Below are 17,574 nucleotides of genomic sequence, written 5' to 3'. Positions count from 1 at the left end.
CCCTCAAAAGCATGGCTATTTTTTGTATTGGTATAGGGTACTTTATCTATTATCTTGGTTGGCGTTGGTTTTACTTGAGGGTAGTGGTTAGAAATAAAACGGCTAGGGGAAAAGTCCATACGAAAGCCTATTTAGCACTTGATGCTACTACCCAGCTCTATTATGAAGTAATTGATATTTGCCAAGGCCCCGAAAATAATAAGGAAACACTGGTTCTGTTACATGGTGGTCTTACGTCTATTACGGCGTGGTTTTCTCAACTACCATTCCTGGCCCGGCGCTATCGTGTGATCTGCCTAGATCTACGCGGTCAAGGGCGATCAACCCTAGGTGATTTGCCTTTCTCTTATCGATTATTTTCCACAGATGTTTTTCGGCTAATGGATCAACTGCAAATCCAACGTTTCCATATCGCGGGCTGGAGCGACGGTGGCAATACGGGTTTAATTGCAGCGCTTGACCACCCAGAGCGAATAAAAAGTTTAGTAACGGTTGGTTCGAATTATCACTATTCAGGATTAAAAAAAACCGTTAAAAAAGATATAAGTACCGTCGAAACATTTTCGCATCCAATCATGGCGCGTTTGCTGTACTCGATAGAGTCTTCGCATCCTGCAAGATGGCCAGAGCTGGTAAAGAGAACACTAGCACTGTGGCGGGACTACCCAAGGTTAAACGAATCCGATTTGCAGAAGGTAGAAACACCGACGCTCAATGTAATGGGTGAATACGACATGGTATCCAGAGCGCATGCAGAAAACATGTCTGAATATCTACCGATGGGTAAGTTAAAAATAATTTCAGGAAGAGGCCACAGCTTACTGTTTACTGAACCGAAATTGATATCGAAGATGATCAGTGATTTTATTTTGGAAAATAACTAAAGATTAAAAGTACGGCCAGTAATATAGCCTAAGCTAAAACTGGCCGCTCTAACGCCGTGGTAAATATCACTAGAATTAGCCAGCGAAATAAAAACCTCTTCTAAGCCACAGCTCGCATTTTGGCCAACACATCTTTAAGTGCAGCTACCAGATAATGAATATCATCTACTGGTCGCGCGGCTATTCGAAAATACTGTTTAGAGGAGCCGAGCTTATTACCGCAGTTACGGATAAGACAGGCGTGATCTTGAAGCATTCTATTACGTAGGTCCTCACCGTCATATTCGTCAGCTAGTTTTACGAAAATAAAATTTGAGTGGGTCGGGAATACTGTAAGTTCACGAATTTCTTCTACACACTCCGACAAATAGATAGCATCATTAATTGTTTTTAAGCGGCTTTCATCATAGGCAACCTGCTCGTTTTTAATTAGCGAAAGCAGCATTTCTGTTATGCCATTTACGTTCCAATAGGGTAGGTGCTTTTTCATTCTGGCGATGTTGGCTTCGCAGCTAATGGCGTAGCCCATACGAACACCATGCAAACCTAAGTTCTTACCGAGGCTCTTCAATACCCAGGTGTTGTTAAAGTTCGCTACATCATTTTTAACTGATGGAGGGTTCTCTGATGAAAAATCGATAAACGATTCGTCGATAATAATATTGTCTAGGTGGGTAAGCTCGCCAAGAATCCAGAGAATGTCCTCGCGGGAAAACAGCGTACCGGTTGGGTTGTTGGGGTTACAAATAACCGCGTTCTTAGCGTTACTTTTCAAAACGGCTTCCACATAGTCTTTAGCGGAAATAGTTTGCAAATTCGCATCACTATGAGGCATTGTTTTAACCTCAATACCGAGCCCAAGGGGCTCTTCTATCCAGCGTCCAAATGAAGGGACTGGAACGAAAATACTCTCTTTAATAAATATCGAATTTAACCAAGAGATAATTTCGGTTGAACCATTTCCAGCAACGATCCAGTCGGGGTTTTCTACACCCGAGAATAACGCGATATTATCGGCAATAGATTCGTTAGAGCTTGGGTAATACTTTAAGGCGTAGGGTAATCGTTCGAAAAGCTCTTGCATTATGTGATCGGGGGGGAAGTAGGAGTTAACTGGTATGCAATAGTCTTTAAGACCGCTATCGTTTTTAAAATTATTGGTTAAACTAGCAAAAGAGGGGTTGTGTGTTGTTTTATCGAACAATTCGATATCAAATAGTTTATCTTCGGTATTAGCTAACATTGTTTCTCGCCTAGGTTTATTTTTATTAGTTCATACCCTAGGCGCCTAGTTATCAAAGTAGGCAGCAGATGGTCTAATATAAGCGAAGTGAAAATGTTGTTAATTCGCGAGATTACGCACTATTATTGTTTTATATGCGTGAACACTCTTAGATTAAGCCAAATCTATACTAGAATATGTTGCGGCTATTATAGGGAGTTAACACCTAGAAAGGCACAACAGGCGGTCGTTGAAATCGAAAACGGCCAAAACTTTTGTAAAAATGCTAACTCTGTCAAATAAGAATGATTTTCAACTGCGATTTTGGCTATATTTTTAAAACCTGTATCGCGCAAAACTTATATTATAATTTTAACTCCAAAGTTTTAGCTGAACGTATGTATTGAATAGGTCAGTGAAAGAGTTCTACGATTACATTTTGTGTGTGTGTATTGGTTAGAATAATTTCGCTTCCATGGAAATCCACAGGGATGGAACACCAAACCACACAATGAATTTAACTACTGCACTACCAGATTACCGTATTACGGCAACACACTATGTTGCGTTAACGGTCACGATCTTTATTACGCCGTTTATTATTAACCATTTAATTTTAGGCCGATATTCACTGGCGCTGGCCGCATTTGGCCTGGCATCACTCGCTGCAATATTGGCATATTTGACCAAGTGCGGGTCTCGTTGGTCGATGGTTATGGTGCGTTGTTTTGTCCCCTGTTTGATACTCTATTTGGCGTTGGCAATCGCAGGTCAAGGGGTCGCCGGCGCTGTTTGGTGTTCGCCGGTGGCCGTGGTTATCTATTTAATGTTGCCTGAGAAACAAGCATGGTTCGCCAATGCGGTTTCACTAATGATTACAACTATTCTCGGTTTTACCTACTTAGAGTTTTCGTTAGCAATACGTTTAGTCATGAGTCTTGTCTTCGTGAATATGTTTACCACCATTCTAATTCGCGTTATTACTAAGCAGCAGCAGCGTCTACATTTACAGGCTGTTACCGATTCGCTAACGGGGTTGAGCGATAGGGTTTTGTTGGCAACCACCTTAGAGCATGCTGGCGACTATGCCCGCGCGAATGAATGCGATATGACGTTGGTTGCCTTGGATATAGATCATTTTAAACACATCAATGATAACTATGGCCACGATATGGGCGACCAAGTGTTAGTTGCTTTGGCGAAAATGTTAAAAGACAACATGCGTCGCAGCGACACAGTATTTCGGTTGGGTGGTGAAGAGTTTTTGGTTGTTTTATATGAGTCCGATCTGGAACAAAGTATTCACGTTGCTGAAAAACTACGCCAAGCGGTTAAAGACCTGCCGTTAAATCAGCAGGTCAGTATTACCAGTAGTTTTGGTGTCGCGAGTTTTAATGATGGCGAAAACTGGCGCGCTTGGATTAAGAGAGCCGACGAAAAACTTTACCAAGCAAAAGCGGCGGGCCGCGATTGTGTGGTGGCCTAATTGTGAGCTACCCAAATCCGAGTTATTTACCCGAAAACGCTTTAAAGCACGGTGGCTGGATATTCCTTCTGTTGTTATTGGGGATATTCGGCGATGTGTTAAACCCGTATTTACAATACAGCCGAGAATCGATTTCTAGTGGACAGGTGTGGCGTTTATTGAGCGGACATATTGTTCACCTTGGTTGGTTCCACAGTGTTATTAATATGCTCGGTTGGTTGGGTGTTGTATGGGTATTTCGAGGATTATTTAATTTCTATGTTTGGTTACTGTTGGTGTGTATTAACGCTTTAGCGATAAGTGCCGGGCTCTGGTTTTATAATCCAGAATTACAAAACTACGCGGGTTTGTCGGGTGTTCTACATGGCTTATTAGTCAGTGTACTTGTGGTAAGTTTCGGTCAGAGATTATTTTTCAACCGCTGGGTTACAGCAGTAGCACTAAGCATCGTTTTCTTTAAACTCTACCAAGAACAACAACCTGGCTACGATGTAAATTATTTATACGAACATATGCAAGCACCGGTAGCGGTTGATGCACATCTTTATGGTGCCGTTTCTGGTTTGGCGATAGCAGGGATATTGTTAGTGCTGAAAAGAGTAAACAAATACCGACTAAAAAAGCCGCTAAAAATACCTGATGCGAAATTAAAAAAAAACGACACAGCTGGTAACTGATTACCCTTGGTGTCGCTTCTTATTTTTTAAAAATAATAATAAACAGCCTGGAGAAGCTTTAGGCTAGATTCACCGTGTACCTTATTCCGGATACCTTGCAGAATAAAGTACACCGTGAACCTGCTAAACAGAACTAGCCTAGCTCGTCGGTATCGACTTGACCAGATAGACGGCGACGAATGTGGGACCAGCTAATACCTATCGCGAGAATAAAGGCGAGTTTAACTTCAACTACCCAGCTCATTAACGTAGGGTTTTTAAGGTTCAGCCAACCGAGATCGACAAACAACCAGATTAGACAGGCAAAAAGCGTAGCAGCCAAAAACAAGCCTATTTTCCCCAAGGCACGGAACGTAGCGCGTACATAAATGGCCCAACCAATAATTAATACCATTCCAGCTAAGGCCAAATAGGGTGTGATGTTGCCCATTTTCAGCCAGTGAGCGTAGGAGTAACCGGTAGGGTTATAGGTTGCGAAAACTAGTGCGGCGGCGAACACTAAACGCAGCGCAAAGCCCGCCAAGGTTAAATGAGTTACATGTGCCATTTGTGGATACTCCGTTCGGATAATTAGAGGTGGTGAATGCCGTAGCGGTTTAGCCTTTATTTAGCTTCCGTTTTGGCTTGATTGATTAATAAGGTTTCCATTGTCGATTCTATCCAGTTTTCAACTTCTGCGGTGACGACTTTACTGTGTTTGTCGGTGACCTCAATGGGCTCACCAATAACTAAGCTAATAGTGCCCGGATACTTCCAGTAGGAGCCGGACGGCCAGCAATAGCCGGAGTTTACCGCTACAGGCACTACAGGCACATTGGCGTCTATGGCGATATCCGCACCACTGCGGGCATACTTGCCTCGTTCACCGGCCTTCATTCGAGTTCCTTCGGGAAATAGAATAACGTTGTAGCCGTAAGTCTGTAAGCGATTTATACCTTTGGATTTAACTTGCCTTAAGGCATCGCGTGGATTGCTGCGATCGATTGCGATAGGCAGTAACGCGCGTAAACCCCAACCGAAGAAGGGCAGTCGCAGTAGTTCGCGTTTAAGCACGGTAGACGCAGGCCAAAATAGGCTTTGTAGATACAGTGTTTCCCAAGTGCTTTGGTGTTTCGCTAATACCACCATTGGCCCAGAAACTTTACTAAGGTTTTCTTTACCGATAATTTCAAATTTAACACCGCAAACAAAACGCAGCATATAAATAATGACAGTGGTCCAGGTGATAATAATTTTATGCCTAATCCGCACGGGTAGCGGGAACAGTAGCAGCGACAAGGTGCCGTATAGAACGGTAGCAGTAAAATAACCAAGAATAAAAATAATAGAGCGAATGTAGAGCAAGCTAAAATCCTTGTTAATATTCAAAACTCGCACAGAACAAGTGTTTTTTTGCGAGCTACACCGAGAATTGTCTTTCGCCGGTGAATTGCTGGTCTGCTTTTTAGGGCAGCAATTCACCGGCGAAAGCGCTTAAATCATCAAACACAGTTAAACCTTGTAACTCGGGGTGGTACTGAATTTGGCTGAGTGTTTTTAAACCTTTGCCGGTTTTAACTAACACTGGCTTACAACCTTTCGATCCAGCACACTGCAAGTCACGCAAGGAGTCACCGACTAGCCAGCCGCCATTAAGAGACACCGAGAATTCATTTTCTATTTGATCTAACAAGCCAGCTTTAGGTTTACGACAACTACAGTTATCGTCTGGCCCATGTGGGCAATAAAATATTCCTTCAAGCTTCCCGCCTTGTGCCGCGATTAGTTGCTGCATCTTGTCATGCATGGCGGTCAAATCCGTTTGCGTAAAAAGCCCGCGCGCTAGGCCAGACTGATTACTGGCGACGACAACTTTGTAACCGGCTTTAGAAAGCGCCGCGATCGCTTCGATACTGCCGGCAAGCGGTTGCCACTCGGCCGCTGACTTTACGAACTGATCAGAATCGGCGTTAATCACGCCGTCGCGGTCGAGCACTATCCAGTTAGACATAATCGATGCAACCAGCGGTTTGGTTTAACACCCGGATCACTTTTTAACATCGAGCAGTGATATATCGGCAACTTCCAAAAACAATTCCCGCAGTTGTTGCAGTAAAGCTAAACGGTTATTGCGAAGCGCCGCGTCATCGGCCATGACCATTACGTCGTTAAAAAATGTATCGACCGGTTCGCGCAGTGCGGCAAGGCTAGTCATGGCATCGGCGTAATTGGCAACCTTAAGAAGCGGTGAAACCGACGCGACTAGTTTGGCTATCTCTTTTGCTAATGCTTGTTCGGCAGGTTCGACTAACAAAGCGCTATCAATTTTTTTCGCCGGCGCGGTGTCGAGTTTGGCAAGAATATTTGATACGCGCTTGTTAGCGGCCGCCAGTGCTTGTGCTTCTGCCAGCTTGGCAAATTCTGCCACTGCAAAAACGCGGTTGTTAAAATCGAGTGGGTGGGTAATACCCTTGGCGCTAACCGCTTGAAAAACCTCGGCCGAAATATTCGCTTCTTCGTACCAGGCTTTAAAGCGTTCGATCATGTAAGAAATAACATCGTCGACCACGGTTGCCTTTGCGGGTAGCTCGGCAAAGTTCGCCGCCGCTGCTGTAATAAGTTCGCGCAAATCTAAATCAAATTTCTTTTCCACTAAAATTCGCAGGGCGCCAAGTGAGGCGCGACGAAGTGCGAAGGGGTCTTTTGACCCTGTTGGCTTTTGGCCGATCCCAAAAATACCGGTAATGGTATCAAGGCGGTCGGCTAGCGCAATAATCGCTCCGGTGTTGGTTTCGGCAAGTTGGTCACCGGCAAACTTTGGTAAATACTGTTCGTTGATGGCTTGGGCTACTTCTTTTGGCTCGCCGTCATTCAGTGCGTAGTGATAACCGGCGATGCCCTGCATATCGGGAAATTCATACACCATGTTGCTAACGAGGTCAGACTTGCACAATTCGGCCGCGCGGGTAGCGAGGTTTACATCGGCCCCGACTTTTTTTGCAATCAACGCCGCCAGCGATTTTATACGCTCGGTTTTGTCGAAGATGGTGCCGAGCTTTGCTTGGAATACGATAGTTTTCAAACGCTCGCGCTGCGCGGCTAAATTAGTTTGCTTATCAGTTTCGAAAAAGAACGCAGCATCGGCAAGGCGTGGACGAATAACACGTTCGTTGCCATCGATAACCTGCGCAGGATCTTTACTAATAATATTGGCGACAGTAATAAAGTTGGGCATAAGGTCGCCCTTACTGTCGACTAGGTGAAAGTATTTCTGATGCTCTTTCATCGACGAGATCAAGGCTTCGGTTGGCACAGAGAGGAAACCTTGTTCGAAATTCCCAGCAAGTGCGACCGGAAACTCGACTAGCGCGGTAACTTCGTCGAGTAGATCCGCATCGATTACCGCCGTGCCGCCAAGATCCGCTGCGGCCTTATTCACTTGCTCAACAATCATTTGCTGACGTTCGGAGAAATCGGCAATTACGTGACCAGTAGATTTTAATAATTCTGCGTACTTGTTGCAGTGGGGAATAACAATGTCTTGATTGTAATGAAAGCGATGACCGCGGGTAGTGTTACCACTGGTTAAACCGAGTATCGACGCCGGCAGTACTTTGTCGCCTAGCATCATAACCAGCCAGTGCACGGGGCGTACGAATTCGGTACGGCTGCTGCCCCAGCGCATACGCTTATTGATGGGAAGTTTGGCAATAGATTCGGTGACGATATCCGCAAGTAGCGCTTCCGTAGCTTCACCACCGGCACGTTTGTTATAAACCAACTTCTCGGCTTTGCCGTCACTTTCACGACTGAGGTCGTCGACGCTTACACCATTTTTATTGGCGAAGGCGGCGGCGGCTTTACTTGGATTGCCTTCTTTATCGAAGGCAATGGCCGCAGGTGGGCCCCATACTTTTACATCTTCGAGTGGTGTTTGTTCTGCAAGGCCGTTAATCGAAACCGCTAAACGGCGCGGTGTTGCAAAGGCTGTACAGCTATCGAACTTCAAGCCTTTACTTGCAAGGCTGGATGTAATGCCCTGGCTAAACGCTTTGGACAAAGCTTTTAATGCTGTGGGTGGCAGCTCTTCGGTGCCGAGTTCTACTAAAAATTCTAGTGCCATGATTATTCTCCAGCCTCCGCTTTAACGCGATTGGTGACTTCGGTACGCAACGCTGCGGGTGCAAGTGGAAAGCCCAACTTTAAGCGCGCGTCAAAATAGGCTTGCGCAACATTGCGAGCCAAGGTGCGTACACGGAGAATAAAACGCTGACGTTCGGTAACAGAAATGGCTTGGCGCGCATCGAGCAGGTTGAATGCATGAGATGCTTTCATCACCATTTCGTAAGCGGGCAGCGGTAAACCTTTTTCGATTAAGCGGCTGGACTCCGCTTCACAGACATCGAAGCTGTGGAATAAAAATTCGACGTTAGCTTCTGAAAAGTTGTAGTGCGACATTTCAACTTCATTTTGATGAAATACATCGCCGTAGGTCACTTCGGTGCCGTCTGGCGCTACAGTCCAAACTAAATCATAAATGGAGTTTTTGTTTTGCAAGTACATGGCGATACGTTCTAAACCGAAAGTGATCTCGCCGGTAACGGGGTAGCACTCTAGGCCACCCACTTGCTGGAAGTAAGTAAACTGGGTGACTTCCATACCGTTAAGCCAAACCTCCCAGCCTAAACCCCAAGCGCCAAGGGTAGGGGATTCCCAGTTGTCTTCAACAAAACGAATATCGTGAATAGTGGTGTCTATACCTAAGTGTTGTAGCGCGCCGAGGTACAATTCTTGGATATTCGGTGGTGAGGGTTTCATGACTACTTGAAACTGGTAGTAGTGCTGGAGACGATTGGGGTTTTCACCGTAGCGGCCATCGGTAGGGCGACGGCAGGGTTGCACGTAGGCGCTGTTCCAGGTTTCGGGGCCAATGGCACGCAAGAACGTTGATGGATGGAAGGTGCCGGCACCAACCTCCATATCCAGTGGTTGTAGTACCACACAGCCTTGTTCGGCCCAGTATTGTTGCAGAGCTAAGATTAACCCCTGAAAGGTGGAAACATCGGGTTTCGACACAATGAAATCTCTTTTTATCGTCTAATGAGTGTATAGGGCGATAGTTAACAGCAAAGTTTGCCAACATCAGCCTGAAAAGCCCGCAATTATAACGGTCTGGGGCCACTTCCACCATCTTCGTTTGGTTCGCTTGCGGCGCCGGTGCGGGCCTAAACCGCGTATCTGAATAAAAGTGTGAAATTGCGCTGCCATTTATGCCAGAATTTGCGTTTGAACCTACATCGATACAACGAGATTTAATGAGTGACGAGTATAAAAGCGCAACTAGCATTAGCCACCATGGCCACTATTGGCAAGATCCCTTTGTCCCTAAGTCGCGCGTTGGGAGCTAGCGTTGCGCGCTTGGCATGGGTGTTAAATACGCGTGAAATTAAAACCACCAAACGCAATATTGAATTGTGTTTCCCCAGCCTGAGTGCGAAGGAGCAGCATGACCTTGCCTATAAAAGTGTGTTGGCGCTAGGTCGCCTCTCATTTGAAATCAACTGGGTTTGGTATTCCGATCCAGACAAAGTGATAAGCAATTGTGTTCAGGTTAAACATCCAGAGTTGATTACCGACCGCGGCAGTGAGCGCGGTGTGATTGGTATTGCGCCGCATTTGGGAAATTGGGAAGTGGCTGGTTTGCACATGTCTACGCTCGGCCCAGCGGCCTACATGTTCCAGCCGCCTAAGCAGGCTTATATCGAACCGATTATGACGCGGGCGCGAAGTCGGTTGGGCGCGAGTATGCATCCGACCAATATAAAAGGTGTTGCCGGGGTAATGCGTCATCTCAAACAAGGTGGTATTGCAGGTATTTTACCGGACCAAAATCCTGATCAGGGTAGCGGCGAGTTCGCTCCCTTTTACAGTATCAACACCTACACCATGACGCTTATTCATAAATTAATTCAAAAGACGGACTGTAAAGTGGTGATGCTATATGCACTGCGCTGTAAGGGTGGTTTTGAAATGTGTTATGCCGAGCCGCCGGAGGAGATTTACAGCAGTGATCAAGCGACAAGCTTAGCGGCGCTAAATCGAGCGGTGGAGGAGGCGGTAGCTATGGCTCCGGAACAGTACCAGTGGGAATACAAACGGTTTAAAAAAGTACCGGAAGGCGAAGGTAAACGCTATTAATTCGGCGATAGTGTTGTTTACAAAAACGGCTAGATCGCGATGCTAGCCTTCGTCGGAGGCCATTAATTCTTGCTGATAAAATACCTTAGCTTTGCCAGCACTGGCATGGCGTATATTCCGATAAAAATCCCATTGCTGTGACTCCGCTAGCGCAACCTGAATATCGACGTCTGCAGCGTAACAGCAGCTAAGAATCTCCCCGTTATATTCGTTAACAAAATGGCGAACCTGTGCTTCCAAACTAAATGGCACTAACACCCGTAATTCTACAAGGGCAATTTTCTGTTGCAGCTGAGCTTTGTCCACCGCTTGCGATACCGACGCACTATATGCGCGAACCAAGCCACCGGCACCAAGTTTTATCCCACCAAAATAACGTACTACGATAGCGACGCTGTCACCGATATTACGCTGTACCAATACATTTAAAATTGGCTTGCCTGCCGTACCGGCAGGTTCTCCATCGTCGCTGTAGGCCTGGGTTTTTGGTTGTTGTGTATTGCCGATTACATAGGCCCAGCAATGGTGGCGAGCGTCTGGATATCGAAGCTTAAGTGCTTGTAAGTGTTGCATCACCAGTTCACGGGAGGTCACGGGAAACAGATAGCAAATAAAGCGACTGCGCTTTTCTTCAAGCTCAAATTCGATCGGTGCCGCGAGTTGTTGGTAGGTTAACGCCATAACAATTTAATTCTACATTTGCCGCTAATAACAACGCAGGCGGGTAATATAATCTCGGGCGGGAACACCCAAACGTGACGCCAAAGCGTTTGGCTCTAAACGCTCGCCTTGGTAATAGATACTGGTGCCGACGCGACGCAGCAACGTTTCGCTCCATATTGTATAGATTATACAATCGCCGATTTTAGGCTCTAGAGTTTTGCTAAGCACAATGGGTATATTGGTTGGGTTGTCGATACTGTAGCGATAAAAATTAATATTGGCGTAGCTGCTGGCAACGGCTGGAACAAATACTATACGCTGAGGCGAGCGCTTAATAGCGGTTTGCAGAGCACCTGCCAAGCCATAGGTTTGGTTTGCCGTAATACTTCGCTCTGGATAAAAAATCGCGTAAACAAAAATGTAGCAACACACCTCGAATAGTAAAATAGCAAAGACCACAGAGTTTATTTTTGGTTGTAGCGAACATCGTTCTAGACTATCAAATGGTGTTCGTCCTGGCTCTACGTCGCTTGACACTTCCCGACTTAGCTCAAGCTTACCTAGTTCCCCCCTACCAATTACGTCTGCTAACTTAAGCCTACTCAGATCTAGCTTACACAACCAAGCGAAACCGTAGCAAGAAAGCAGCGCGCAGAAAAAGCCAACGGGTAGGGATCGCAAAGCGTGGGGTGTTCCCTGCTCAGTGAGCGCCGCGGCGATGGGAGCAAACAGGGTATTTAAGAGAATAAATAGTGAAAATCTATTCTGTAGGATTCGGCAGTTCAGAAGTGAAGCTACACCACAGATAGCGAGACTAAAGGTGGTGAAAAATATTACACCGCCATAACCAATACTGTGGCGTAAATTAGTATCGCCTTCCATCAATAAAAAATTGGGCGACCAGTAAATACAGTAGTTTCGAATAAATAAAAATACTTTATCGAAAAGTGGAATTGGGTCATCGACATAGGAAATCTGAAAAAATCTAACAATCATACTTCCGGGGACTTCGAGGCTAAATATAAGGTAGGGGATAAGCCCAACCGCAAGCCCGATAACCATAGTTACTAGATACTTTAGGTTGTCCTTAGAGAAGTAGCATAGTAAAACCGAAAAAAACATCAAAAACGAAAGTAGCCGCGCGGTAGAGTAGGTATAAACCGATGTACCTAAAATAAAACCCGTTAAAAATCCGTAGAGAAAGCGTTTTATGCGATCCTGCGAAAGCTGGTTGTTTAGATTGGATTCAAAGGTTAACCACAGCAAATAAATACTTGCCGAAAGCCAGGTTGCTTGGGAAATCACTTCGAACGAAATGCGAGACAACACAAAGAGTTGCGGTAAAAAGCCGAACGTAATTAATGCAAATAACAGTACACGAAAATTGCGCGGGAAGAGTTTATTAATGAGAAGTAAAAAAAATACAAGCGATAACGCGTAGAAAACAAAACTGGTAAAACGTAAACCATAGGCCGACACACCCGCGACTTTGAATATCGCCGCGCTCACATAAATATAAACGGGGTTTTTATATTCACCGAATGCACGAAAATAAATGGGCCATGATTCGCCGTACTCGTCGACGCCGCTGGCGGCAATGCTAGCTGCGTTTAGGCCGATGGAGGTTTCGTCCAGATACAAGCCACGCGGTAACGTTTCTAAGCCGAGTAGATGTGCCATGAACACTGCGCTAAGCGCCACAAATAAAATTAAAACCTGCTTGCGAGAAAAGCCCATGCCGAGGTCCTCCTAACCTGCGAAATAGAAGTTTTGGGCATTCTATATGCCCACCCTGTTTAAAAGAACGTCCAATACCGTTGCATAACCAAGGTATCGTCGCTCCTACAGATTAATCAGCGGTTACGCCGGGAGCGATTTAGGCGCCTAATCTCAAATCTTTCCCGCACGAGTAGAAATTGAAGCCACCAAAGATATTCCCATAAGTATTTGATTTAAAAGTCATTTGTATGTCATGGAGAATTAATTGCGAGAATCCCCCGAAAAAACACTTGACGGCACAAAAACATTAAATTAGTGTACCACCACACTATTACACTATTTGAAGAGCCAACCCTATTAAAGGGCTAGTACAAACTGCACTTTAGCGTCTTGCAGTTGTTTGCGACAGGGTAAATACCCTATCAAGAGCATTTAGGTACAGCGAACCCATTATTTAATTTACTGACTAGGAAGGAAGCAGATGCTTGTAAAAACTGAAGATCTCGGCTTTGCCTACAACCGCCGAAACCAAGTGCTTGATCAGCTCAATATCGAATTGCCGGCGGGCCGCATCGCTGGCTTGCTTGGCGCCAATGGTACGGGCAAATCCACGCTAATGCAGATACTCGCTGGGGTATTGTTCCCATCGCGCGGTAACCTAGAGGTTGTTGATCACAGCCCATCCGCGCGACGTCCAGAGTTCTTGCGCAACATTTATTTCTTACCAGAAGAGACTTACTTACCGAACACCACTGGCGACAGCTATGTGCGAATGTTTGCACCTTTCTATCCCAACTTTGATCGCCAGCTATTTGTCGATGTACTTGCCCGCTTGGAAGTTCGTCATCCGTTGCGCTTGTCCGATTATTCTTTCGGCCAAAAAAAGAAGTTCCAAATAGCCTTTGCCATCGCCACGCGTGCACAGTTGTTGATTATGGATGAACCGACTAATGGCCTCGACATTCCCTCTAAAGAACAGTTTCGCCAATTGCTGCTTGAAACCACCGGTGACGAGCAAGGCGTAATTATTTCAACTCACCAAGCTCGCGATTTGGAAGGTGTAATTGATACGGTAATGTTACTGGATAGCCAAGGCTTGGTAGTCAGAACACTTAACGAGTTGAACGATTGTCTGTCGGTGGGAACCTACGCCGAACCACCAGAAGATACATTGTACAAACGCCAGTCGGTGAATCAATGGCAGTGTATTACTCAACATCGAGACGATTGTGAAGCCGATATTGATCTGGAACTTCTATTCAATGCCTTTCATACCAATCGTACTAATTTTTTAAAACAAATCTAACTTGCAGGGAGAACGAGCATGATTAATTTACAAAGAAGCCTGTTGTTATTTCAAGTGAAATACGACCTTGGCCACAGCCGTTTTAGCCGCAATTTAGCCTTGTTGCTTGGCTTTAATTTAATTCTGTCTTACATGTGGTTTAACTACATTGATAACGACTTTGCATGGATCGCCATTTGTTTAAACGCAGCGGTTACCATCGGCGGCGAATATCTATTCTTTTCAGACCTAAAACAAAAGTCGTCACTGGTGCACTCCTTAATGGTGCCCGCGTCGATTACCGAAAAGTTTACGGTGGAATGGCTGAATTCAATGCTATTGCTGCCTTTTCTAGCCTTGTTACCGCCAGCGCTTGCCTACGCGGCTATGAACTTAGCGGTATTTGATGGCAACGTCCCTCATTTGACCAGCGCACAGGTTTGGCTGCAATTGAAGTGGTATTGGGTTGTGCAGCCGCTATTGTTCTTTGGTGCTGTGTACTTCCGCAAGTTCGTGTTCTTTAAAACCTGGGGCAGTGTAATCCTACTAGGCCTAGTTACCTTCGGTGTATTAATGGGTATGTGGCACCTAGTGTTTGAGCACGCAATGTTTGACCCGCGTATACACTTTACTGATGGTCAGCCGGTCCTACCTGCATGGCTACTGATAATTTATTTTGGATTCTTTTGGGGCTTATCTTTTATTTGTTATCGCGAAGTGGAGGCAGGATGAAATTCGATGACGCGCAAGCGATTTATATACAAATCGCCGACTATATTACCGACCAGATAGTGTTGGGAAAATGGCCCGAAAACGAAAGGATTCCTTCGGTAAGAGAACTAGCCGCCGAGTTGAAAGTGAATGTAAACACGGCGATGCGCTCCTACGGATATTTACAAGACCAAGAAATAATCGAAAACAAACGCGGCATAGGCTATTTCACTGCATCGAATGCTGTAGCAAGCTTGAAGTTACTAAAGCGTCAACGCTTTGCCGAGCGAGACTTGCCGAAAGTATTTAAAGAGGCGCAGCTACTTGGTTACTCAGTAGAAGACCTTACTGGCCAATACCAACTTTTTTTGGAGAATAACAAATGAGCGGATCATATTTTCACACGAATGGTTTAAGCCGCACCAATAAAATCTTACTCGCGGCGATAGTGGCTTGGTTAGTGTTTGTGGTGGTCGTAGAAGCGAGTGTATTTTCGGGTTCGACGCCAATGTTTTGGCAGCCCAATAAATCTGGCGAAACCATAATGGGTAGTGGTATCCAAATGCGCCAGGTGCGAGAGCTCGACGCTTATCAAAGTATTAACATTGCCGGCAATATGGACTTTGAATTGGGTATTGGTAACGAGTCTAAGTGCACTTTGGTCGGCGATAACAATATTATCAGTGAAATAACATCTAAGGTGGAAAAGGGGGCGCTGACGGTAAAAGTAGAGTCGAGTTATTTTGAAAAGCTACCACTGAAAGTCAGCTGTGTATCACCCGCAGTAACGCGTGTGATACTGATGGGGGCGAGCACGGCCCGCTTGAACAATCTAACCGGTGACACCTTTGAGGTTACCCAGCAGGGTGCAGGGACAGTTACGCTGCAGGGAGACATCGACATGTTAAAGGCGATTATTCAGGGAGCAGGAACTATCGACGCGAGTGCGTTAGCGTTAAACAATGCGGAAGTCGCTATTCAGGGGGCGGGCGATATTCTAGTGCCGCAGGCAAAGCGCGTGGGCGGTAGCATTATGGGTTCAGGGGAAATAAAAGTAGGTGAGGCAACGGAGAGTAAAGATGTGCTAATAATGGGCCCAGGTAGCGTAAGTCGTTATTAGTAGCCTAAGCCGTTATCAATTGCCAATTGCTTACTAGTAGCCCGTTATTCTGCAAAAGTACGTTGTTAGGTAGTAGAAGGTCTAAAGCTGTGGTGGTCTTTGCTGGCGTGGCTGGGTATTATTCTCAGCTGACCAGCTGCCGCCACAGAGTTCTTAATGGTTATCAACCGCAGTATTAAATTTTACCTGTTAGCCTTCCCCGTGGGGCTAATGGGTTTGGTGCAGGCGGTATTTGCACTGCTTTCGTTGCTGGTATTTCACGATCACGAAGAAACCCAATTTTTTATTCCTGCTGCAAGCATGCTTATGGTGAGTGTGTTTCTATTCAGTTTTTTCAGTCAACAGCGCCTAGAAAAAATCACCCCAGCCGACTCAATGCTATTCGCTACCCTTACATGGGTGCTAGTTGGCTTGTTAGGCGCACTGCCGATTATTGAAGTTACCGGCGTATCGCTTACTGATGGCGTGTTTGAGTCGGTAAGCGCACTCACTACCACGGGTGCAACGGTGCTAAGTAACCTCGATGGTATGCCGAAATCTTTTTTGCTCTACCGTCAATTTTTACAGTGGTTGGGTGGTTTGGGTGTGGTTATTTTTGTGGTTGCGGTTTTGCCGGTACTGAATGTTGGCGGTATGAAACTGCTGAGAGCAGAAACACCCGGGCCGATTAAAGACGATAAGGTATCACCGCGAGTCGCCAGCAGTGCGCACTACCTTTGGGTGGTGTATATAAGCATTTCTATCGCATGTACGATTTGTTATTACTTGGTGGGTATGAGCTTTTACGATGCGATCGCACATAGCTTTACCACCGTTTCTACCGGTGGTTTCTCAACTCATGATGCGAGCTTGGGTTACTTCAAAAGCGGTGCGGTGTTAATCGTATCCGACATCTTTATGTTGATGGGGGCAATAAGCTTCGCGTTACATTTTCGTAATGCGCGGCAATTCAATTTAATGAGCTATTGGCGTGATGAAGAAACCCGATATTTTTTGCTGACAATTGTGCTGATCTCGGGTGTCATCTTTTATGTGTTTATGAGTCAGGACGTTTATACCGATTATTTTGAAGGCTTTAATCAGGCACTGTTTCATTTAATTTCGTTTATTACCAGCACGGGCTACGGAGCGGCGGCTTATACCGAGTGGCCAATGGTCGTTATCGCGCTGTTAGTGTTAAGTGGCTATTTGGGCGGATGTGCTGGCTCGACGGCCGGTGGCAATAAATTTATTCGCAATATCTTGTTTATTAAGATTATTGGTGTGGTTTTAACACGGATTAACTATCCGAACGCTATTACGCGGGTAAGGTTTCAATCCCATCCAGTAGAGGAGTCGGTACTCAGCGCGACAGTGGCCTTTTTGTCGGTGGTTGTAGCGACAGCGCTCATCTTAATTTTAATGATGATGGCGACCGGGCTAGATTTTTGGTCGGCGTTTACGGCGGTGTCTGCTTGTTTAAATGTGGTGGGGCCGGCGTTTGGCAGCTTGGGGAATAATTTTCAGCCGGTGAGCGATGCGGGAACCTGGATACTCTCCGCAAGTATGATTCTCGGTCGATTAGAATATTTCACCGTGTTGGCACTGTTACTACCAGAGTTTTGGCGATCTTAGCTTAGGAGTTTAGGAT

At 45.7% G+C, this 17,574-nt stretch carries 17 protein-coding genes; 9 read left to right on the top strand and 8 right to left on the bottom strand.

Annotated features, from left to right (window positions below):
* The first annotated feature begins 11 nt into the window (after nucleotides 1-11).
* The gene (locus IDZ20_RS14060) at nucleotides 12-884 is read left to right on the top strand and encodes an alpha/beta fold hydrolase (RefSeq protein WP_188152065.1); all 873 of its coding nucleotides are present in this window, start codon (nucleotides 12-14) and stop codon (nucleotides 882-884) included.
* A gap of 100 nt (nucleotides 885-984) precedes the next feature.
* On the opposite strand, the gene IDZ20_RS14055 is transcribed toward IDZ20_RS14060, so the two are convergent.
* Nucleotides 985-2,127 (bottom strand): pyridoxal phosphate-dependent aminotransferase, encoded by a 1,143-nt coding sequence (locus IDZ20_RS14055; RefSeq protein WP_188152064.1) that lies wholly within the window; start codon nucleotides 2,125-2,127, stop codon nucleotides 985-987.
* 490 nt (nucleotides 2,128-2,617) lie between these two features.
* Here IDZ20_RS14055 and IDZ20_RS14050 point away from each other — a divergent pair, with 490 nt between their 5' ends.
* Together IDZ20_RS14050 and rrtA are read left to right on the top strand one after the other, a co-directional pair.
* The gene (locus IDZ20_RS14050; RefSeq protein WP_188152063.1) at nucleotides 2,618-3,592 is read left to right on the top strand and encodes a GGDEF domain-containing protein; all 975 of its coding nucleotides are present in this window, start codon (nucleotides 2,618-2,620) and stop codon (nucleotides 3,590-3,592) included.
* A gap of 2 nt (nucleotides 3,593-3,594) precedes the next feature.
* Nucleotides 3,595-4,269, top strand: a complete 675-nt coding sequence (rrtA, locus tag IDZ20_RS14045; protein ID WP_188152062.1) for a rhombosortase — start codon at nucleotides 3,595-3,597, stop codon at nucleotides 4,267-4,269.
* Nucleotides 4,270-4,402: 133 nt separating this feature from the next.
* Here the strand turns inward: rrtA and IDZ20_RS14040 are convergent, their stop codons facing one another.
* The 5 genes from IDZ20_RS14040 to glyQ form a co-directional block, all read right to left on the bottom strand.
* Entirely contained in the window at nucleotides 4,403-4,816 is a 414-nt protein-coding gene (locus tag IDZ20_RS14040) for a DUF6524 family protein (protein WP_188152061.1), read from the bottom strand.
* 56 nt (nucleotides 4,817-4,872) lie between these two features.
* Nucleotides 4,873-5,613, bottom strand: coding sequence for a lysophospholipid acyltransferase family protein (locus IDZ20_RS14035; protein WP_188152060.1), 741 nt, complete (start codon nucleotides 5,611-5,613; stop codon nucleotides 4,873-4,875).
* A gap of 100 nt (nucleotides 5,614-5,713) precedes the next feature.
* A complete protein-coding gene (gene gmhB / locus IDZ20_RS14030; protein ID WP_188152059.1) occupies nucleotides 5,714-6,259 on the bottom strand; it encodes a D-glycero-beta-D-manno-heptose 1,7-bisphosphate 7-phosphatase in 546 nt (181 codons plus the stop codon).
* Between the two features lie 36 nt (nucleotides 6,260-6,295).
* On the bottom strand, nucleotides 6,296-8,371 hold the full coding sequence (glyS, locus tag IDZ20_RS14025) for a glycine--tRNA ligase subunit beta (protein ID WP_188152058.1): 2,076 nt from the start codon (nucleotides 8,369-8,371) through the stop codon (nucleotides 6,296-6,298).
* A 2-nt stretch (nucleotides 8,372-8,373) separates the two neighbouring features.
* Nucleotides 8,374-9,324 (bottom strand): glycine--tRNA ligase subunit alpha, encoded by a 951-nt coding sequence (glyQ, locus tag IDZ20_RS14020; protein ID WP_188152057.1) that lies wholly within the window; start codon nucleotides 9,322-9,324, stop codon nucleotides 8,374-8,376.
* 243 nt (nucleotides 9,325-9,567) lie between these two features.
* On the opposite strand from glyQ, the gene IDZ20_RS14015 reads away from it, so the two are divergent.
* Nucleotides 9,568-10,446 carry a lysophospholipid acyltransferase family protein gene (locus tag IDZ20_RS14015; protein ID WP_245792339.1) on the top strand — a complete coding sequence of 293 codons (879 nt, stop codon included), beginning with the start codon at nucleotides 9,568-9,570 and terminating at the stop codon, nucleotides 10,444-10,446.
* A 42-nt stretch (nucleotides 10,447-10,488) separates the two neighbouring features.
* On the opposite strand, the gene IDZ20_RS14010 is transcribed toward IDZ20_RS14015, so the two are convergent.
* Nucleotides 10,489-11,127 (bottom strand): YigZ family protein, encoded by a 639-nt coding sequence (locus IDZ20_RS14010; RefSeq protein ID WP_188152056.1) that lies wholly within the window; start codon nucleotides 11,125-11,127, stop codon nucleotides 10,489-10,491.
* Between the two features lie 24 nt (nucleotides 11,128-11,151).
* Nucleotides 11,152-12,846 (bottom strand): ArnT family glycosyltransferase, encoded by a 1,695-nt coding sequence (locus IDZ20_RS14005; RefSeq protein WP_188152055.1) that lies wholly within the window; start codon nucleotides 12,844-12,846, stop codon nucleotides 11,152-11,154.
* A 463-nt stretch (nucleotides 12,847-13,309) separates the two neighbouring features.
* On the opposite strand from IDZ20_RS14005, the gene IDZ20_RS14000 reads away from it, so the two are divergent.
* The 5 genes from IDZ20_RS14000 to IDZ20_RS13980 all read left to right on the top strand — a co-directional run bounded on the left by IDZ20_RS14000 (nucleotide 13,310) and on the right by IDZ20_RS13980 (nucleotide 17,558).
* Nucleotides 13,310-14,134, top strand: a complete 825-nt coding sequence (locus IDZ20_RS14000) for an ABC transporter ATP-binding protein (RefSeq protein WP_188152054.1) — start codon at nucleotides 13,310-13,312, stop codon at nucleotides 14,132-14,134.
* A gap of 18 nt (nucleotides 14,135-14,152) precedes the next feature.
* A complete protein-coding gene (locus IDZ20_RS13995) occupies nucleotides 14,153-14,845 on the top strand; it encodes a hypothetical protein (protein ID WP_188152053.1) in 693 nt (230 codons plus the stop codon).
* Complete coding sequence (locus IDZ20_RS13990) at nucleotides 14,842-15,210, top strand: GntR family transcriptional regulator (protein WP_188152052.1); 369 nt, start codon at nucleotides 14,842-14,844, stop codon at nucleotides 15,208-15,210. The genes IDZ20_RS13995 and IDZ20_RS13990 overlap by 4 nt, the downstream gene beginning before the upstream one ends.
* Entirely contained in the window at nucleotides 15,207-15,944 is a 738-nt protein-coding gene (locus IDZ20_RS13985; protein ID WP_188152051.1) for a GIN domain-containing protein, read from the top strand. The genes IDZ20_RS13990 and IDZ20_RS13985 overlap by 4 nt, the downstream gene beginning before the upstream one ends.
* A 156-nt stretch (nucleotides 15,945-16,100) precedes the next feature.
* Nucleotides 16,101-17,558: a TrkH family potassium uptake protein gene (locus IDZ20_RS13980; protein ID WP_223144977.1), complete on the top strand. Its 1,458-nt coding sequence runs from the start codon at nucleotides 16,101-16,103 to the stop codon at nucleotides 17,556-17,558.
* Nucleotides 17,559-17,574 lie beyond the last annotated feature (16 nt).

The organism is Teredinibacter waterburyi, from assembly GCF_001922985.1.
Lineage (GTDB): Bacteria > Pseudomonadota > Gammaproteobacteria > Pseudomonadales > Cellvibrionaceae > Teredinibacter > Teredinibacter waterburyi.
The sequence above is the reverse complement of the archived record's forward strand: the minus strand, read 5'-3'. Positions and strand labels throughout refer to the sequence as shown.